Annotated in this window: 16 protein-coding genes; 7 read left to right on the forward strand and 9 right to left on the reverse strand. The window is 34.3% G+C overall.

Annotated elements, in window-relative coordinates; all coding sequences use genetic code 11:
* Position 1: 1 nt before the first annotated feature.
* Positions 2-754, reverse strand: a complete 753-nt coding sequence (locus ACWA1F_RS07650; protein ID WP_456892974.1) for a transposase — start codon at positions 752-754, stop codon at positions 2-4.
* A gap of 87 nt (positions 755-841) precedes the next feature.
* Between ACWA1F_RS07650 and ACWA1F_RS07655 the strand changes: the two genes are divergently transcribed.
* Positions 842-1,585, forward strand: a complete 744-nt coding sequence (locus ACWA1F_RS07655) for a Dph6-related ATP pyrophosphatase (protein WP_456892976.1) — start codon at positions 842-844, stop codon at positions 1,583-1,585.
* A gap of 60 nt (positions 1,586-1,645) precedes the next feature.
* On the opposite strand, the gene ACWA1F_RS07660 is transcribed toward ACWA1F_RS07655, so the two are convergent.
* From ACWA1F_RS07660 to ACWA1F_RS07675, 4 genes are all read right to left on the reverse strand, one after another.
* Complete coding sequence (locus ACWA1F_RS07660) at positions 1,646-2,038, reverse strand: DUF4348 domain-containing protein (RefSeq protein ID WP_456892978.1); 393 nt, start codon at positions 2,036-2,038, stop codon at positions 1,646-1,648.
* Complete coding sequence (locus tag ACWA1F_RS07665) at positions 2,038-2,577, reverse strand: DUF1697 domain-containing protein (RefSeq protein WP_456892980.1); 540 nt, start codon at positions 2,575-2,577, stop codon at positions 2,038-2,040. The genes ACWA1F_RS07660 and ACWA1F_RS07665 overlap by 1 nt, the downstream gene beginning before the upstream one ends.
* Positions 2,578-2,610: 33 nt before the next feature.
* A complete protein-coding gene (locus ACWA1F_RS07670) occupies positions 2,611-4,377 on the reverse strand; it encodes a hypothetical protein (protein WP_456892982.1) in 1,767 nt (588 codons plus the stop codon).
* Between the two features lie 141 nt (positions 4,378-4,518).
* Positions 4,519-4,950 (reverse strand): hypothetical protein, encoded by a 432-nt coding sequence (locus ACWA1F_RS07675; protein ID WP_456892984.1) that lies wholly within the window; start codon positions 4,948-4,950, stop codon positions 4,519-4,521.
* Positions 4,951-5,289: 339 nt separating this feature from the next.
* On the opposite strand from ACWA1F_RS07675, the gene recG reads away from it, so the two are divergent.
* Positions 5,290-7,398 carry an ATP-dependent DNA helicase RecG gene (gene recG, locus ACWA1F_RS07680; protein WP_456892986.1) on the forward strand — a complete coding sequence of 703 codons (2,109 nt, stop codon included), beginning with the start codon at positions 5,290-5,292 and terminating at the stop codon, positions 7,396-7,398.
* Between the two features lie 266 nt (positions 7,399-7,664).
* On the opposite strand, the gene ACWA1F_RS07685 is transcribed toward recG, so the two are convergent.
* From ACWA1F_RS07685 to ACWA1F_RS07700, 4 genes are all read right to left on the reverse strand, one after another.
* Positions 7,665-8,270 carry a PAS domain-containing protein gene (locus ACWA1F_RS07685; RefSeq protein WP_306155269.1) on the reverse strand — a complete coding sequence of 202 codons (606 nt, stop codon included), beginning with the start codon at positions 8,268-8,270 and terminating at the stop codon, positions 7,665-7,667.
* A 64-nt stretch (positions 8,271-8,334) separates the two neighbouring features.
* A complete protein-coding gene (locus ACWA1F_RS07690; RefSeq protein WP_456892988.1) occupies positions 8,335-8,679 on the reverse strand; it encodes a hypothetical protein in 345 nt (114 codons plus the stop codon).
* Between the two features lie 86 nt (positions 8,680-8,765).
* Positions 8,766-9,620 carry a hypothetical protein gene (locus tag ACWA1F_RS07695; RefSeq protein WP_306155272.1) on the reverse strand — a complete coding sequence of 285 codons (855 nt, stop codon included), beginning with the start codon at positions 9,618-9,620 and terminating at the stop codon, positions 8,766-8,768.
* 31 nt (positions 9,621-9,651) lie between these two features.
* Positions 9,652-10,251, reverse strand: a complete 600-nt coding sequence (locus ACWA1F_RS07700; protein WP_306155274.1) for a TlpA family protein disulfide reductase — start codon at positions 10,249-10,251, stop codon at positions 9,652-9,654.
* A gap of 466 nt (positions 10,252-10,717) precedes the next feature.
* Between ACWA1F_RS07700 and ACWA1F_RS07705 the strand changes: the two genes are divergently transcribed.
* The 5 genes from ACWA1F_RS07705 (at position 10,718) to ACWA1F_RS07725 (ending at position 18,215) form a co-directional block, all read left to right on the forward strand.
* Positions 10,718-11,776, forward strand: coding sequence for an efflux RND transporter periplasmic adaptor subunit (locus tag ACWA1F_RS07705; protein ID WP_306155276.1), 1,059 nt, complete (start codon positions 10,718-10,720; stop codon positions 11,774-11,776).
* A 107-nt stretch (positions 11,777-11,883) separates the two neighbouring features.
* Entirely contained in the window at positions 11,884-14,982 is a 3,099-nt protein-coding gene (locus tag ACWA1F_RS07710) for an efflux RND transporter permease subunit (protein ID WP_306155278.1), read from the forward strand.
* Between the two features lie 37 nt (positions 14,983-15,019).
* Positions 15,020-16,330, forward strand: coding sequence for a TolC family protein (locus tag ACWA1F_RS07715; protein ID WP_456892991.1), 1,311 nt, complete (start codon positions 15,020-15,022; stop codon positions 16,328-16,330).
* 26 nt (positions 16,331-16,356) lie between these two features.
* The gene (locus ACWA1F_RS07720) at positions 16,357-17,220 is read left to right on the forward strand and encodes a bestrophin family protein (RefSeq protein ID WP_306155281.1); all 864 of its coding nucleotides are present in this window, start codon (positions 16,357-16,359) and stop codon (positions 17,218-17,220) included.
* Positions 17,221-17,291: 71 nt separating this feature from the next.
* On the forward strand, positions 17,292-18,215 hold the full coding sequence (locus tag ACWA1F_RS07725; RefSeq protein WP_306155285.1) for an AraC family transcriptional regulator: 924 nt from the start codon (positions 17,292-17,294) through the stop codon (positions 18,213-18,215).
* Positions 18,216-18,252: the final 37 nt, after the last annotated feature.

Consider the following 18,252-nt stretch of genomic DNA (forward strand, 5'->3'; position numbering starts at 1 on the left):
TTTATTTTAAAGAATCGGCTTCCCAAGATCTCGGATTATGTTTAATGTAATCGTAAATCTTTTCAAACGTTTTGTAATTTCTAACAATATGATCGTGATAATTGGCCTGCCAAATTGATTCAAAACCATTAATTTGTTTTGTTGTTATCGATTTAAAAATAGCAACAAATGATGAAATAGAATTGGATTTACGAGAAAAATTAGATTCAGATTTATTATCTGTTGTGGATATGCTGGGCGTAGACGCACTGCGGTGCGTCTCTACAGTATACGTTTCGGGTAAAATATTGGAATCCGAATTTGTATCTGTACACAATTTTAAATCTGAATGGTTTTGTAGAGGCGCACCGCAGTGCATCTCACGCCCGTATGTCGACAAAGAATTATCCGTAACATTATCCGTTGTGGATATGCTGGACGTAGACGCACTGCGGTGCGTCTCTACAGTATACGTTTCGTGAATATTTTTATCTTGATTTTCTTTGTCTTGAATTTCAACCAATAAATGGATATGATTTGGCATAATAACCCAATTATGAAAAAACCAATTTTTACGAATATTTATCGATTTTAAAAGTTCAATCTCCACAATCTTTCCATTTTCATTCAAAATCATTTTTTCATCTTCAATAGTGCCAAAAATACAGTTTCTGTCTTTTGTAACTATCGTAATAAAATAGACCGCTTCACTAGAATAATCCCAACTTTGCAATCTATGCGAATTGGTTTTAAATTTATCTTTAAATAATGACATTTTAGGCGTGTAAGATTCCAAAGTTACAAAGGTTTCCTTTACAAATAGAATGAAATTTGTATGTTTACAATATAAAACCGTCAAATCGTGTCTCAACCTAAAAAAGCCTTATTTAACTGGAGCAGCGGAAAAGATTCTGCTCTTGCTTTATACAAAACACTTCAAAATTCTGAATTTCAAATCGAATGTTTACTGACGAGTGTAAACCAACAATATCAGCGAATTTCGATGCACGGAATCCGTGTTGAATTATTGCAGAAACAAGCCGAAAGCATCGGAATTCCGTTAAAAATTCTTGAAGTTCCAGAAATGCCTACAATGGAAGTGTATGAAAAAGTAATGACTGAGACTTTGACGGAGCTCAAACAAAACGGCATAACACATTCTATTTTCGGAGATATTTTTCTAGAAGATTTACGCCAGTACCGCGAAAATCAATTGGCTAAAATTGGGTTTACAGGTGTTTTTCCGATTTGGAAAATTCCGACTCAAGATTTAATTCATGAATTTATTTCGTTGGGATTTAAAACGATTGTCGTTTGTGTCAATGAAAAATATTTAGAAAAAAGTTTTGTTGGCAGAATTATCGATCAGGATTTTATAAATGATTTGCCTGAAAATGTAGATGTTTGTGGTGAGAACGGCGAATTCCATACGTTTACTTTTGACGGTCCGATTTTTTCTAAACCAATTGATTTTGAAATTGGCGAAATTGTCTATCGAAAATATGAAAAACCAGAAAAACAAGATTCATCAGACACAGCCTGCGATACCAATGACGAAACTGCATTTGATTTCGGATTTTGGTATTGTGATTTAATTAAAAAATAAAAGCTGTAAAAGAAAATAAATCTCATTTTACAGCTTTGCTAAAATGGCTTCGTGATTAAATTAAGTAGATTGATCAACCCAAGTTTTAAGAAACCATTTATTATCTTTTAATTCGAAAATATAATCTGCGTAAATTCCGGTATCAATTCCGCGTTGTTCAATCACGGCTTTGTTTGGTTTTAGGATGATTTTTTGTCTAAACTCCATTCCTTTATCATCCAATTTTAGAACTCTATAATTCTTCTGCGTCATTGTCACCTCAATATCTTCCAAATTATCGTCGATTGTTTTTATTTTAAACGGAAACTTTACTCGGCTCAATTGAAAGTTTTTATCTTCATTAAATTTCTTAAGAAAAGTGTTGAAATTTTCGCTGTTCGATTTAGCTTTTTGCTGTGCTGTTGCTAATTGGCAAAAAACAGCAATAAATAAGATTGTAATTAATTTTTTCATTATTCGTTATACATTTTAAGCAAGTTCGTAACGGTATTCCAGTTTCGAATTGTGGCGGTTACATTTAATTTTTTCTCTATATATTTTTGATCGAAACGCGTTTTTCCAGCGCCGATAGCGTATTTAATAAAAATTTTATTTTCATCAATGCTTGCTTCGTCTGGCTTAAACTGACTGATTTTTAAATCGTTTATATTTTCTTTCTTTAAATTCGTTGAAACAAAAGCAACATACAGCTTTTTAGTATCTATATCTTTTTCTTTTAAAAACGGACTATTAGCAAAACACGATTCTAAATTTTCTTTGGTTATCATGACAACGGGAACTTCATGACCGAAAACCTTAAAAATTTCCTGTTTGATCATAAAACCAACTTTCGAAGCCTCTTCTTCACTATCTACAAATACATTTCCAGATTGTAGATACGTGCGAACATTCTGAAAACCAAGGCTCTCCAGCATTGCTTTCAAAGCTTCCATTTTCATCATATTGTGCCCAGAAACATTGATTCCTCGTAAAAGCGCTAAATGTGTTTTCATTTTTTTTCTAATTTAAATTCAAAGATAAAAAAACTATTCATCATCGTCTTCTTCGCTAATTTCAATATCAAACTTCACTAAGAAATCATTAAACTTTTGTTTGTACTTTCTTTGCGCTTGTTCTACAATTTCGTCAGCTTCTTCGTTTTCTTCTATTGCATCAAGATTGAATTGTTCTTTAACCCATTCTTGAAATTCATCTTTGTTTTCACTTTCTTCATAATATTCCTCGTCTTTATAGAAATACGCTTTATCAAAGTCAACAGAGATTTCAGTATCCAAAGTTAAAAGCTGAATCAGTTTTTGAGTGTTTTCTGCCACAATGTGAACGCCGCCTTCATCACCAAAAACAACAATCGGGCAATTATTTAAATCTTTATCAATAAGCCAATACGCGTACGAACTTCCCGAACCGTTTGCGCCTGCAAATTCGATAAAACTGTTGTAGAATTCTTCTTCTTCAGACCATGTTTTAATGCCTGTTTTATCATCCGTTATCGTAAGTCCGAAGCATTCAGAATAGCTTTCTACACCATACTCTTGTTCGAATTCATATAACTTAACTAAATCTTGAGGAAGTTTGTAATCCCCAAATTGAACGGCAAATTCTTCTAATGAAAAACTGCTGTTGTAATCTGCATATTCAGTTTCTTCTTCATCATTTTCAACAACTTCAGCCGTTAGCATTTCAAACGTTTTTATTGCCGCCTGTTTTACACAGAAAAACTCAATTCCTTGTGCATTTTCGTCATTCATCCATTGGTATTTCGGATCTCCGTCTTCATTAAGATATTCCAAAATAAGCATAATTTCTTGATCATCATGACACCATAAAGCACGCATTCTTATACCAAAACCGTTGGCAATTTCTTCAGAAATTTGGCTGTATTTCTTGCCTTCATAATCAAAAGGAACGAAAAGATAAGTGGTACCTGAAATATGCCTAACAATACTTCCGTTATCTTTCAGTTCCTCATTTTCAGACAAAACTTCGATCATATTGATAAACTGATTACGAAAATCAGCATACATATACTTTTCTTTTTTATCGTAATCTAAAATGGAAAGCCCGTCTTTAAAAACATCTAAATAATTATTACCTAATATTTCACTGCCATAAGCGGAAATTTCTATAAATGCATCGTCTACAATATCAGACAATTTATGAGTTGAAGGCAGATAATTTTCGACCGTTATCACAGATCCATCTGTATCTTGAACATTGCTGCAAATTAAAATATCAGGTCTTCCCGCACTAATAATAGCCTGAACATCCGTAAAACGTTCAAAATGAAACGCCATGTCATCGCTATAAACGAGCCAAGCTTTAAGATCGCCTTTTACAAAAAGCTCACCGTGATTGTATTCTCCAGCTAGTGTATCGCATTGCAGACCTCCGCCTAAATAATGAACGCTTCCAAATAAATTGATGTTGACCGTCGTTGTTTTTCCTAAAACGATTAAAGCAGGAGAATTATCGGTATCGTAAGAACTAATCCATTTTGCAACTGTCAGGTTTCCTTTAAAAATAAATCCTAAAATAAAAACATCAGAATGTTCTTCTGTGCTGAAATCCATTTCAAAGTAATCCATTTCGACATCGTCTTCTGCTAATAGAAAGATTGGATTTTCTTCATAATCAGGAAAACGCCAAGTGTCTTCAAAAACATTGTAGATTTTATTATTGCCGAAATCAGTCAGATCTCCAATAATAGTGTGGGCTTCGTGACGGTTAATTACTTTGAATGTAACACCCGAAAATACCATTGTTTCAAATGGAACTTTTTCTTCTTTAATCATAATTTGAGGCTTATAATTTAAATGCTTTAACAAATCTAAACAATTATCTTTTTTATTAAAATTTTACTGACGATAAAAATTAAAAAAACTCCGTCAGAAACGGAGTTTTCAAAAAAAGAATTGAATTAGTAAGCATTAAAATTATTTCTTTTTTTCGTATACCAACAAAGGACCGTCACAAATGCTCCAAGAACTATACAAGTTGCCGATAGTATTAATGATATGTAAATTTTCTTTTACGTTTGAAGTGCAAGAACCAATGATATCGCTTTGAGCTGTATAATTTAATTCAAACTGAGTCTGATCTGCTGTTTTTGTTACAATATAAGTTCCGACAATAGTGGTGATTTTGCCGTCTCTTTTTCTAGTTTTAGAAAAAGTATTATTTGAATTGAAAGTATAACTTTCTTCCCATTCCATAACATCTATCGAATTTGCTGCAGGATTGCCACTGCCCATTTTCGTCAACACCCATTTTCCATGGTAAGATTCGGTTGCCTTATCACCCGAATCATCGTTTGAGCAAGAAAGTAAAGAAAAAAGCATTACAATTAAGAGTCCAATTTTTTTCATTTTTATAGTTTTTGATGGTTAACTATTATTAAGATTTTACTTTCTTAAAATGGTTGCGTCGTAATTTTCAAATTAATGATAAGTTAACATTCAGTTACTTGAAAGCTATAATTCATTTTCAAATTTCCCAATTAAAATCTATCTTCGCTTTTCTAAAGAAATAAGAGAATAGAATAAAGAAAATAGAGCTAAACTTTGTATTTATTCTTTTTTCTTGGCTCTAAAAAAATAAAATTCCAATTAAATAAATTCCAAATTCCAATTGTCATCCTGAGCGTCCGGATGCTTCGGGAGAAGGACCAAATCTAAAATCAGCAATCTAAAATCTAAAATAATTAAATGTCTAATAATCTTCTTGAAACTCCAATTGAATACCTAAAAGGTGTTGGTCCGAGCCGTGGCCAGCTGCTTCGCAAGGAATTGGGCATTCATAAATATGGGGATTTAGTTAATCTTTTTCCGAATCGATATATTGACAGGACGCGTTATTACAAGATTAATGAATTGCAGAATACGGGTTCTGAGGTTCAAATTATTGGAAAAATAATCAACATCAAAACGGTTGAATTTGCCAAAAACAAAAAACGTCTTGTGGCAAGTTTTGTTGATGATACAGGGCAGATTGACTTAAACTGGTTTCAAGGCCACAAATGGATTCGTGAAAGTTTAAAACTGAATGAGCCTTTGGTAATTTTTGGAAAATGTTCTCTTTACGGAAGCCAATTCAGTATGGCGCATCCTGAAATTGAATTATTGAGCGAACACGAAAGAAGTCTGCGTTCGGCTATGCAGCCTGTTTATCCTTCGACAGAAGCTTTGGCTAATAAAGGAATTTCAAACCGTACCATCAATAAAATGATGGAGCAGCTTTTCCTAGAAACTCAGGCGCTATTTACAGAAACTTTTCCGCCGTTTTTAATTGAAGAATTAAAGCTTATTCCGAAACGCGCGGCATTATTCAATATTCATTTTCCGAAAAGCGCTGAGATTTTAGCGAAAGCGCAATTCAGATTGAAATTTGAAGAATTGTTCTTTATTCAGCTGCAATTAATCACCAAGAATCTAATTCGAAAACATAAAATAAAAGGGCATCCATTTGACAAAGTAGGCGAACTTTTTAATGAATTTTATAAAAATCATCTTCCTTTTGATTTAACTAATGCTCAAAAAAGAGTAATTAAAGAAATCAGGTCTGATATGGGAAGCAACGCCCAAATGAATCGTTTGCTGCAAGGTGATGTGGGTTCTGGAAAGACAATTGTAGCTTTTATGAGCATGCTTTTGGCGATTGACAATGGTTTTCAAGCTTGTCTGATGGCGCCTACAGAAATTTTAGCCAATCAGCATTTTCTTGGTTTGTCTGAGTTTGCTAAAACATTAAATATCAATATCCGAATTTTAACGGGTTCAACTAAAACTTCTGAAAGGAAAATTATCCATGAAGAACTAGAAAGTGGCGAACTTAAAATTTTAATTGGAACGCATGCTTTGCTGGAAGATAAAGTACAGTTTCAGAATCTTGGTTTGGCTGTAATTGATGAACAGCATCGTTTTGGTGTGGAGCAACGATCAAAATTGTGGAAGAAAAATGATATTCCGCCACACGTTTTGGTTATGACCGCCACTCCTATTCCGAGAACGCTTGCAATGAGTTTATACGGCGATTTGGATATTTCTGTTATTGACGAATTGCCTCCAGGAAGAAAACCGATTCAGACCGTACATCGCTATGATTCAAATCGTTTGAAAGTCTGGAAATTCCTTCGTGACGAAATTGCAAAAGGAAGACAAATTTATATTGTGTATCCGTTAATTCAGGAATCTGAAAAAATGGATTATAAAGATTTGATGGATGGCTATGAGAGCATTTCGCGTGATTTTCCGCTTCCTCAATATTCTATTTCTATCCTTCACGGAAAAATGAAACCAGCAGACAAAGATTCCGAAATGAAGCGTTTCTCTGAAGGAAAAACCAATATTATGGTGGCTACAACCGTAATTGAAGTTGGTGTAAACGTGCCAAACGCCAGTGTAATGATTATAGAAAGCGCAGAAAGATTTGGACTTTCGCAATTGCACCAGCTGCGCGGACGTGTGGGACGAGGCGCTGAACAGAGTTATTGCATTTTAATGACGGGACATAAATTAAGTACTGACAGCAAAACCAGAATGGAAACTATGGTGCAAACCAACGATGGTTTTGAAATTGCCGAAGTAGATTTAAAACTTCGCGGTCCTGGCGATTTAATGGGAACACAGCAAAGTGGTGTCTTAAACCTTCAAATCGCTGATATTGTAAAAGATCGTGAGATCCTTTCTCTGGCTCGAAATTACGCCATGAAAATCCTAAAAGAAGATTCGGCGCTCCAAAAACCTGAAAATGCTATTTTAAGAATGATTTTCATCGAAATGACCAAGAAGAAGAATATTTGGAATTATATTAGTTAAGGTGCTAAGCTACTAAGCTTCTAAGCTTCTAAGGTGCTAAGTTACTAAGGTTTTTAAGCTCAAAGATTTAATTTTTAAATCTTTGGCTTTTTTTGTTTTATAAAGATACTAAGAAACTTAGAAGCTCAGCACCTTAGAAGCTTAGTAGCTTGAAAAAAAAAAACTCCATTGCGTTCTAATTATATTCTGGTGATTTTAGATTTGTTGGGGGTCAAATTCAAAGGGGGCGAATATTTTTATTAGACACAATGAAGTATTTTAGTTAGTTATTTCTTTTTTGGATCGTTTTTCTTTTCAAAAAGACCGCTAAACAAACCTTTATTGACTTTGTTTTTATCGTCTTTTCCAGTTGCGATTAAGTGGTCGATATATTCCATATACGTTTTCTTTCTTTCTTCTAGAAAACCTACCAGATATTCTTCAGACGCGTGCATGCCGCTAGTTTCTTCAATCTGTAAAAGTTTTTTGTACAAAGGCTCGATAAACTTCACAATAATCTCATTCGGAACCGATTTTCTAGTGCCAAAGAAACCCACAATCTCACCATCGGCGTCTGCGATAATTTTAAAATCGGTTACAACCCAGTAATAGCGTCCGGTTTTGGCCATGTTTTTTATAATAACATGAATGTTTTCGCTAGATTTAATACTGTCCCATAAGAATTTAAAAATAACCTTTGGCATATCTGGATGGCGAATGATATTGTGAGGCTGACCCACAAGTTCAAATTCATCATAACCAGAAACATCTATAAAGTCTTCATTGGCATATAATATGGTTCCTTTTTTATCGGTTTTACTCAGCAGCACTTTATTCTTATTCCAGTCTACTTCTCTGTCAGAAGGTGTTGGACGGTGTAATCTGGTATCCATAAATTTTACATTTAAATTAATTTACAATTCAATTAAGTACATAAAATGAATCCTTAAACTATTTTCAATTTGACTCGATTTCTAAAACAAGCAGAATATTTCTGATTTTACGAAAAACCGTTTCCAACTCATTTTCCAGCCATTCCGGAATCTGATTGTTAACAGCAAGATTGCGATGACGTATATCGTTCATAATCTGAACTAGTTTTTTGTATTGAAAATCAAGATCGTAAACATTAGCATTATTTCTATAGCCTTTGAAAATTTCTCTCAACTCTATTTCAAATTCAGATTGAGCGCCAATTTTTTCAATTGAATTTAATGTGATGCTTTCATTTAAAAAGTCATCAATAATTTTCTTTAGATTATGCAGCGTAGGTACTGCAGTTGGCAAATCATACTTAAACATAATGGGGTTTTAAAATTAATATTGGTTTTTATTTGAGGATATTTGTTTGGGTTTCAATCGCAATTTGGAATTTAAAATTTGGAATTTTAATTTCTATTTGATGTCGATTTCACATGAATATCATTCACTAAATCATCAATTTTCTTCGCGCTTTCTCTCATCATTTCAAGATAAGTCAGCAATTTATCGTTGTCTGTATGCCCTTTCGAAACATCAATCAGTTTTAAAACTGAATTTACAGGTAGTTTTAAGTCCAAAGTGGTTCTATGAATAAAATCGTTGTAATCTTTTGTAGCCGACATTGAGCTGTATTTTGCAGAAGCCAGTTTCATATTTTCTAATTCATATTCGTCTGAGATTTTTGAAATATGATTTTCACTGTGTTCTTTAAAATAATATGCCCAATAGCCATTCATAAAAAATACAACAGCAGCCAAAACAGTGTGAATAATTAAGGTTTCCAGATCAAAATTGACTTGCGAAAAATAAACCTGAAGTCCGTTGGCATCATTGTAAATAAAGTTTTGCAGATAAGCCAGTCCGGCATGGTGAAGCACAACCAATAAAGTCAATGGAATTTGAAGTTTCCAGTTTTGATAAATAATCAAGATTGTACTGGCGATGAATACTGTAAAGTGCATTTCGAACATACCATGCATCTGATAAATATACTGCGCCATAAAAATAGCCAGAACAACAGATAAAACGTATTGGTAAAATTTGGAGTTTTTCATGAAAAACTTAGCCGAATAATATAGCAAAAGATTCAACGTTCCAACGCCGACACCAATTTCGAAAGTATCGTATTTAAAAGAAAGTCCGATACCGAGAAGAAAATATACGGCAAGTACATAATTAATAATCGTATCTGATTTTTGTGTCATAGTAGACATAAAACTGTGCAGATAATCTTGTTCGTTTAAGCTAGCTTTTGTTTTCATAGGTCAATTAGATTTAGGTTTTTGGAAATAGTTATTTGGTACATTTTGGTAAAGAGCATCCGTAAGCTTTTAGAGCCAAAGCATTAAAAGACGGATTATTTTTTCTGCTCAGAAGAGAATCAATCGCCATTTGGGCGTAATTGCTTTCTGCATCTGTACAATATCTGGTTTTATTGTAATTGCCTCTGTAATATAAATTGTGCGTCTGATCTAGCAAAACGGCTTGCGGAGTTGAGAAAACACCGCATTTTTTAGCCATTGCTTCATCAAAATAAACAGGGATTTTGGCGTCAAACTTTTGCTGTATTTCATCAATCGTAAAATTTTTCTCTTTGTTTAACACAACAATTTTAAAATTGATCTGATCTCCGTACTTTTTAATTAAACCGCTTACATGTGGCACATTGAACCGCGAACAGGGACATTCGGGGTTAAAAAAATGAATAAAAACAGGTTTATTGTCAAATGCACAACACGGACCAAGTTCGATCTTGGATCCCATTGCAATGGCTTTATAATTCTTTGGCACTGGAGTCGGGAGACTGTATTGAAATTCATTTTGCCAAAATAAATAGCCAATTGCTGCAAGTAAAAATGTAAACCATAAACTGAGAAGTAATTTTTTCTTCATAAATCATTTTTTTTATTATTTAAACAACAAAAAGAATAAACACTTGTTAATATAACTCTCTGTAATATTTTGTAAAAAACCAAAAAAAACAACTTCTCTTAACATATTTTAACACTAAATCCTTATAAATAAAGACTAGTCCTAAAAATTTCCACCATTTTGTTTAACATATCAATGTTACAAATAAAATCGATAAACTGCAAAAAAAATCAGACAAATTGCAAAAAATTTCTTTAATCCTAGGAAAAGTCTACTCTAACACAATACTCTTTTTGATCAGTTTAACAGTTTTAATCAAAAAAAATTAACCTTTCATTAAACCTTTTTGCCTGCTTGCAGTCTAAATGCAAACCTTTGTACATACAAATGTTAAATAAAAGCTAACGCCTTTCGATTTCGCATCAAAAAGTTAAATTTGTAAGCTTACTAAAAACAGAAACCCAAAATATACATTCACCTCAATTTTATGAAAGTAAAACACCTCATTTACACCCTTTTAATTGTTACAATTGGAGGCTTTATTACCTACAGAATTATTTCTAATAAAGGTAAAAATGAAGATTCTAAAAAGTTCAATGACAAAAAATCTCCAACAACTGTTAATGGAGTCGTAATAAAAACTGCCACTTTTGACAATAATTTAGCATTATCAGGATCTATTGAGGCAAACGAACAAGTAGAAATTCATAGTGAGGTTTCGGGAATTGTTGAAGGAATATTTTTTAGCGAAGGCAGCAATGTTACAAAAGGTCAAGTGCTTCTTAAAGTAAACGATATTGAACTAAAAGCACAATTAAGACAGGCTCAAACCAGAGAAGGATTGGCTGCTGAAAACGAAAGAAGAGCAAAATTATTGTTGCAAAAAGAAGCCATTAGCCAAGAAGAAGCAGACGTTGCCAAAGCCGACCACGCTTCTGCGCAAGCGCAAACACAATTAATAAGAGCCCAAATTTCTAAAACTTCTGTGAGAGCGCCTTTTTCAGGAAAAATCGGTTTGCGTTCTATCTCTCCAGGAACCTATATTACCCCAACTGTTTTAGTAGCAAAATTGGTTAATACGAGTAAATTAAAGATCACTTTTTCTATTCCAGAAAAATATGCTGCAGAAGTGCGATCTGGATCTGTAATCGATTTTAAAGTTTCTGGTTCAGACAAAACTTATAATGCCAAAATTTATGCAATAGAACCAGAAGTTGCCGTTGCGACGCGTACACTTCAAATTCGTGCTCTTGCAGATAATAACGACGGAAAACTTTTCCCTGGAACTTTCGCAGACATCAAATTGCCTTTAAATATTATTAAAGATGCAATCGTAGTTCCTTCTCAGGCAATTGTGCCAATTCAAGATGGTAAAAAGGTGTTTATCGCCAATAAAGGCCAGGCAAAAGAAGTAATGGTTGATGCAACGACAAGAACAGATTCTTCAATTTTAATTTTAGCTGGATTAAAACCTGGAGATACTTTAATCACAAGTGGTGTAATGTCATTAAAAGACGAAGCGCCAATTAAAGTTAAAGTAAAATAATCCCAAAAGTCTTAAAGTTAAAAGTCGTAAGACTGAATATAGATAAAAGATGACATCAAGATTTAGCAATAAATCTGAAATCTGAAATCTAAAATCTAAAATCAAAAATGAGTTTATCAACTACAAGTATAAAAAGACCTGTTTTAACAATAGTACTGAATCTATTAATTATATTATTCGGTTTTATTGGTTACACTTTTTTAGGAGTCAGAGAGTTCCCTTCTATCGACCCTGCGCAGGTTTCTATCCGTACCAATTATACGGGTGCAAACGCCGACATTATTGAATCGCAAATTACAGAACCTCTTGAAAAAGCGGTAAATGCAATTGACGGAATTAGAAATATCACTTCCTCAAGTAATCAGGGAAGCAGCAATATTACCATAGAATTTAATCTGGACAAAGATTTAGAAGAAGCGGCAAACGACGTTCGTGACAAAGTTTCGCAAGCCATTCGAAATCTACCGCAAGATATTGATGCTCCGCCAGTTGTGTCAAAAGCAGATGCTGACAGTGATGCGATTATTTCAATGACGGTGCAAAGTGATTCTAGAAGTTCTTTAGAATTAAGCGATTATGCAGAAAATGTTATTTCGCAGCGTTTAGAAACTATTCCGGGCGTGAGTGGCGTGCAGATTTGGGGACAAAAACGTTACGCCATGCGTTTATGGATCGATCCTGTAAAACTGACTGCGTACGGCTGTACGGTTGCTGATGTGCGTGCAGCGTTAAACGCTCAGAATGTTGAACTTCCATCGGGAAAACTGACTGGAAACAACACCGAACTTACCGTAAAAACAATCGGAAATCTTTCTAAAGCAGAAGAATTCAACAACATTATCATTCGTACAGACGGAGATAAAATTGTTCGTTTAAGCGATGTTGGAGGCGCAGAATTAGGTCCAGAAAACATCGAAACCAAATTGAGCCAGTCTGGTTTGCCAATGATTGGTTTGGCGATTGTGCCAATGCCTGGAGCCAATTATCTGGATATTTCAGCTGAATTTTATAAAAAATACGAAGCCTTAAAAAAGGATCTTCCAAAAGATATTAAACTAAATATTGCGCTTGACAATACGATTTTCGTAAAGAAATCGGTTCTTGAAGTTGCTGAAACTTTAGGGATTTCGGTAATTCTGGTAATTATTATTATCTATTTATTCTTTAGAGATTGGGCGATTGCTTTCCGACCTTTAATTGATATTCCCGTTTCGTTGATTGCTACATTTTTCATTATGTGGTTGTTTGGATTCTCTATCAACGTATTGACTTTATTAGCGATTGTACTGGCAACGGGACTTGTGGTGGATGACGGAATTGTGGTAACGGAAAATATCTTCAAAAAAGTGGAAGAAGGAATGTCTCCAATTGAGGCCGCGATTAAAGGTTCTAATGAAATTTTTTATGCCGTAATTTCGATTTCGGTAACCTTGGCGGCGGTATTCTTACCTGTTATTTTCTTGGAAGGTTTCGTTGGACGATTATTTAGGGAATTTGGAGTGGTAATTGGCGCTGCGGTATTAATTTCGGCATTTGTTTCGCTGACTTTAACGCCAATGCTGAACGCTTATTTAATGAAAGGCGGCGAACAGAAAAAATCTAAATTCTATATTAAAACAGAACCGTTTTTTGAAAAAATGAACAGCAGTTATGCTGAAGCGCTTTCGAAATTTATGGATAGAAAATGGATCAGCTTCCCTATTCTTATTGCTTGTTTTGGATTGATTTATTTGTTTTTCACTATTCTTCCAAAAGAAACAGCACCTTATGACGACAGAAGTTCTGTAACCATGCGTATGACGACTCCTGAAGGTTCTTCATACGAATATACAGACCGTTTTATGCAGGAAATTTCACAATTGGTTGATGATTCTATTCCTGAAAAAAAGGTGAGTTTGGTTATTACGGCACCAGGTTTTGGAGCTTCAGCAACAAATACCGGTTTTATAAGGCTTTCTTTGAAAGAACCAGATGAAAGAGAAGCTTCTCAAAAAGATATCGCCGACAAATTAACGAAATGGACGAAAAAATATCCAGATGCTAAAACCTCTGTAATACAGCAGCCTACAATTGCCGTAAACAGACGTGGTGGTTTGCCGATACAATACATTATTCAGGCTCCAAATTTTGATAAATTGAGAGAAAAAATTCCTTTGTTTATGAATGAAGTTGGAAAAAGCGATGTGTTTTCTACAACAGACGTAAACTTGAAATTTAATAAACCTGAAATAAACGTTACAATTGACCGCGAAAAAGCAGAAAGTTTAGGAATTTCAATCATAGATATCGCACAAACTTTGCAGCTTTCTTTAAGCGGACAGCGTTTTGGGTATTTTATTAGAAACGGGAAACAATATCAGGTAATTGGACAATTTGACCAGAAAGACAGATCTAAACCTTTGGATTTGACTTCGATGTTTGTGAAAAACAGAAATGGAGAATTGATTCAGATGGATAACGTTGTGAAGGTTTACGAACAAAGTAACCCACCGCAATTGTTTCATAATAACCGTTATATGTCAGCAACAGTTTCGGCTGGTCTGGCACCTGGAAAAAGTATTAGTGACGGTATTCAGGAAATGGACAGAATTAAAGCAAAAGTTTTGGACGAAAGTTTCACAACCGATTTAGCTGGAGAATCTCGAGATTTCGTAGAAAGTAGCTCGAATACTTCTTTCGCCTTCGGATTGGCTTTATTGCTTATCTTCTTGATCTTAGCCGCTCAGTTTGAAAGTTTTATCGATCCGTTTATTATCATTTTAACGGTTCCAATGGCGGTTGCGGGAGCTTTATTCTCTTTATGGCTATTCAACCAAACTTGGAATATTTTCAGCCAGATTGGTACGGTAATGTTGATTGGTCTAGTAACCAAAAATGGTATTTTGATTGTAGAATTTGCCAATCAGTTGCGAGAACAAGGCAAACCAAAACTAGAAGCTATTTTAGAGGCTTCAGAAGCACGTTTACGTCCAATTTTAATGACGAGTTTAGCCATTGCATTAGGAGCGCTTCCAATTGCGATGTCGCTTGGAGCTGCGTCTACGAGTAGAATTGGTATGGGGGTTGTAATTGTGGGCGGAACTATTTTCTCATTGGCTTTAACGCTTTTTGTAATTCCTGCCATTTATTTAATGTGGTCGAAAGCCAGAAAACACTATCCTGAGTTTGACCATATTGACGAATACGAAAGAGAAAGCATTAAATAGAAACCAATAAATATATTTTTGGTTAAAGAAAAAGAATATGAATATCAAAAAAATATACTGTACAGCAATTATCCTGTTCTTTTGCATCGTTCAGACCAAGGCGCAGGAAGTTCTTACTATTGAACAGGCTATGACTATAGCGCTGGAGAATAATTTTGAAATTAAAATTGCTAAAAATAATTCCAAAATAAGCGAAACCAACGTAACGATTGGAAACGCTGGAATGCTGCCAACAGCAACGGCCAATGTTACCGATAATAATAGCATTATGAATTCGTCTCAAACACGTCAGGACGGGACAAGCACATCGCTGGACAATGCTAAAAACAATAGTTTAAGTTATGGTGTGAGTTTAGGATGGACCGTTTTTGACGGAATGAAAATGTTTGCCAGACTAGATCAGCTGAAAGAGCTTCAGAAATTGGGCGACGCAGAATTGAAAAGAACCATTTTAGTTAAAATTGCTCAGGTAAATTCGGCTTACTATGATTTAGTGCAGATGCAGCAGCAATTGGCGGCCTTAGACACTACAATTGTAATTTCGAATCAGCGACTGACTTTGGCTAAAAACCGTTTCAGCATTGGAAAAGCTTCAAAATTAGAGGTTTTAAACGCGCAAGTTGATTTAAACTCCGATCAGGTTGCTCTGCTAAGACAAAAAGAAGCTTACGCTAATGGTAAAATTTTATTGAATCAGCATTTGGCACGCGATCCTAAAATTGACTTTAAGGTTACTGATGAAGTTGTGGTAGACAATAAATTGGTTTTAGCCGATTTAATGGATTTGGCGCAAAAACAAAATCCGGCTTTAGAAGCACAAATCATTAACAAACGCATAGCCGAATTACAGCTCAAACAGGTAAAAGCGGACCGCTATCCTACACTACGATTAACTACAGGTTATAATTTTAACGAAAGCCAGTCGAGTTTGGGTTTTACCAGCGAAACATCTTCTAGAGGTTTAAACTACGGTTTTAATGCTTCTATGAATATTTTTGACGGTTTCAACCAGCATCGTAATGAAAAAGTAGCGAAACTTCAGATTGAAAATTCTACGCTCGCCATAGAACAGCAAAATACAGTTTTGAGCACGCAGCTAAGCACTGCATTCCAAACGTATTTAACCAATTTAGAATTAATTGATCTGGAACAGGATAATGAAGCCATTGCCAAACAAAATTTAGACATAACATTGGATAAATTTAGAATCGGAACGATTACAACGCTTGATTTTAGAACCGCTCAGCTGAATTATGTCAATGCCAAAGTACGTTACAGCAACGCACAATACGAAGCAAAATTATCTGAAATTGCCTTAAAAGAATTAGCTGGAAATATCAATTTTTAAGTAAATTTGTTTCAAAATCCACTTAAATGATTTCGTACAACACCAAAGACTGGTTTGCTTTTATTTTTCATTTCCATAAATCTGATACAGTTCGAAAACTGTTTACGATTATGATTGCCATTGGAATATATGCCACAGCCGTCTGTTATCTCGAACTTCATTATTTTAAAGTAACCAAAAACGATTATATCCACAACATTCCAATTATGCACGGAATGCTTGGATTTGTAATTTCGCTTTTGCTGGTTTTTAGAACAAATACGGCTTATGACAGATGGTGGGAAGGCCGTAAACTTTGGGGCGGACTGGTGAATAACAGCCGTAATCTGGCTATCAAACTTTCAGCAATTTTAAAAGACGAAAACGACAAAAAGTTTTTTAGAAAATACATTCCGATGTATGCAGAAATTCTTCATCAGCATTTGAAAGATGAAGACACAGGAAAAATGCTGTTTGAAGATGTGGAGCTCGAAATCGATCAGCACAAACACAAGCCTAATCAATTAAAAAAAATAATGTATCATAAAATCAATGATTTGTATGATGCAAAAAAAATATCTGGCGAGCAGCTAATTACGCTAAATGACGAATTAGTTGCTTTTACAGACATTTGCGGAGCATGCGAGCGTATTAAGAACACTCCTATTCCCTACTCTTACAGCGCTTTTATAAAGAAATTCATCTTCTTTTACACCATGACGCTTCCGTTTGGGTATTCTGTAAGTCTAGGCTATCTAGTTGCGCCTGTGGTAGTTTTTATATTTTATGTTTTGGCAAGTTTAGAACTTATTGCCGAAGAAATTGAAGACCCGTTCGGAAATGATGAAAACGATCTTCCAACCAAAAAAATATCCGAAAACATCAAAAAACATATTGAAGAGCTGATATAATTAAACGTTAAATATACTGGCTATATACTTATTTTTATTAAATTTAAAGTCTTCACCACAAATTAAATTTAATGAATAATCAACGATTTTTAGTCAATCCGCTCCAATTATCGCAAGAAAAATCATTAAAAACTCTTGTAGAAAACAGAACCATTTACAATTTAAATCATTGCGAATTAAATCTGTTCGAAACCTACGAATCTACACACAAAGTTCCATTGAAGTTTAATGATCTGGTGGTGACCAGCATGCTGAGAGGAAAGAAAATCATGCATCTTTTTGATGATCCAGAATTCGTTTATCTTCCTGGCGAAACGGTGATTGTGCCTTCGAATGTGGAAATGAAAATTGATTTTCCTGAAGCTTCAAAAAATAATCCGACGCAATGTCTGGCGTTAGCAATTGACCAAGACAAAATTGCTGAAATCTTAAACTTTTTAAACGAGCAATATCCGAAAGAAGGAACTAATATGTACTGGCAGCTGAACTATCAAAATTATTTCTTTTACAATAATGTCGAAATGGCAGCAACAATCAATAAACTCATAAAAGAATGTATGAGCACTTCGATTACCAAAGATATTTTTGCCGATCTGACTTTGAAAGAATTGCTGATTAGAATTATTCAGACACAAACCGTAAAATCTCTAGATCAAGGAAAATTTCTTGAAGATAATAATCCAATTAAAGAAGTTACAGAATATATCAAACAGAATTTGAAGGAAAACATGAGCTTAAAAATGTTGAGCGAAAAAGCTTGTATGAGCACTACTTCTTTCTACCGTTTCTTTAAGCGCGAACTCGGAATGAGTCCGATTGAATATATTTTGAATGAAAAAATAAAATGCGCCAAAAACCTTTTGAAAAATCCAACTCTTCAAATTAACGAAGTCTGTTATTTAGCCGGTTTTGAAGATGCTAATTATTTTATTCGATTGTTTAAGAAGTATGAAGGGATAACGCCGAAGCAGTATCAGTTGCTTTATGTATGTTGATATTTTTAGTGACAAAGATGCAAAGTGACAAAGTGGC

It is taken from the genome of Flavobacterium erigeronis (assembly GCF_054075165.1).

Bases quoted from the DNA above. Each gene is read 5' to 3' on its own strand.
- ACWA1F_RS07650 (WP_456892974.1), bottom strand. From the start codon at position 754: ATGTCATTATTTAAAGATAAATTTAAAACCAATTCGCATAGATTGCAA.
- ACWA1F_RS07660 (WP_456892978.1), bottom strand. From the start codon at position 2,038: ATGAAAAAATTAATTACAATCTTATTTATTGCTGTTTTTTGCCAATTA.
- ACWA1F_RS07665 (WP_456892980.1), bottom strand. From the start codon at position 2,577: ATGAAAACACATTTAGCGCTTTTACGAGGAATCAATGTTTCTGGGCAC.
- ACWA1F_RS07670 (WP_456892982.1), bottom strand. From the start codon at position 4,377: ATGATTAAAGAAGAAAAAGTTCCATTTGAAACAATGGTATTTTCGGGT.
- ACWA1F_RS07675 (WP_456892984.1), bottom strand. From the start codon at position 4,950: ATGAAAAAAATTGGACTCTTAATTGTAATGCTTTTTTCTTTACTTTCT.
- recG (WP_456892986.1), top strand. From the start codon at position 5,290: ATGTCTAATAATCTTCTTGAAACTCCAATTGAATACCTAAAAGGTGTT.
- ACWA1F_RS07685 (WP_306155269.1), bottom strand. From the start codon at position 8,270: ATGGATACCAGATTACACCGTCCAACACCTTCTGACAGAGAAGTAGAC.
- ACWA1F_RS07690 (WP_456892988.1), bottom strand. From the start codon at position 8,679: ATGTTTAAGTATGATTTGCCAACTGCAGTACCTACGCTGCATAATCTA.
- ACWA1F_RS07695 (WP_306155272.1), bottom strand. From the start codon at position 9,620: ATGAAAACAAAAGCTAGCTTAAACGAACAAGATTATCTGCACAGTTTT.
- ACWA1F_RS07700 (WP_306155274.1), bottom strand. From the start codon at position 10,251: ATGAAGAAAAAATTACTTCTCAGTTTATGGTTTACATTTTTACTTGCA.
- ACWA1F_RS07705 (WP_306155276.1), top strand. From the start codon at position 10,718: ATGAAAGTAAAACACCTCATTTACACCCTTTTAATTGTTACAATTGGA.
- ACWA1F_RS07710 (WP_306155278.1), top strand. From the start codon at position 11,884: ATGAGTTTATCAACTACAAGTATAAAAAGACCTGTTTTAACAATAGTA.
- ACWA1F_RS07715 (WP_456892991.1), top strand. From the start codon at position 15,020: ATGAATATCAAAAAAATATACTGTACAGCAATTATCCTGTTCTTTTGC.
- ACWA1F_RS07720 (WP_306155281.1), top strand. From the start codon at position 16,357: ATGATTTCGTACAACACCAAAGACTGGTTTGCTTTTATTTTTCATTTC.
- ACWA1F_RS07725 (WP_306155285.1), top strand. From the start codon at position 17,292: ATGAATAATCAACGATTTTTAGTCAATCCGCTCCAATTATCGCAAGAA.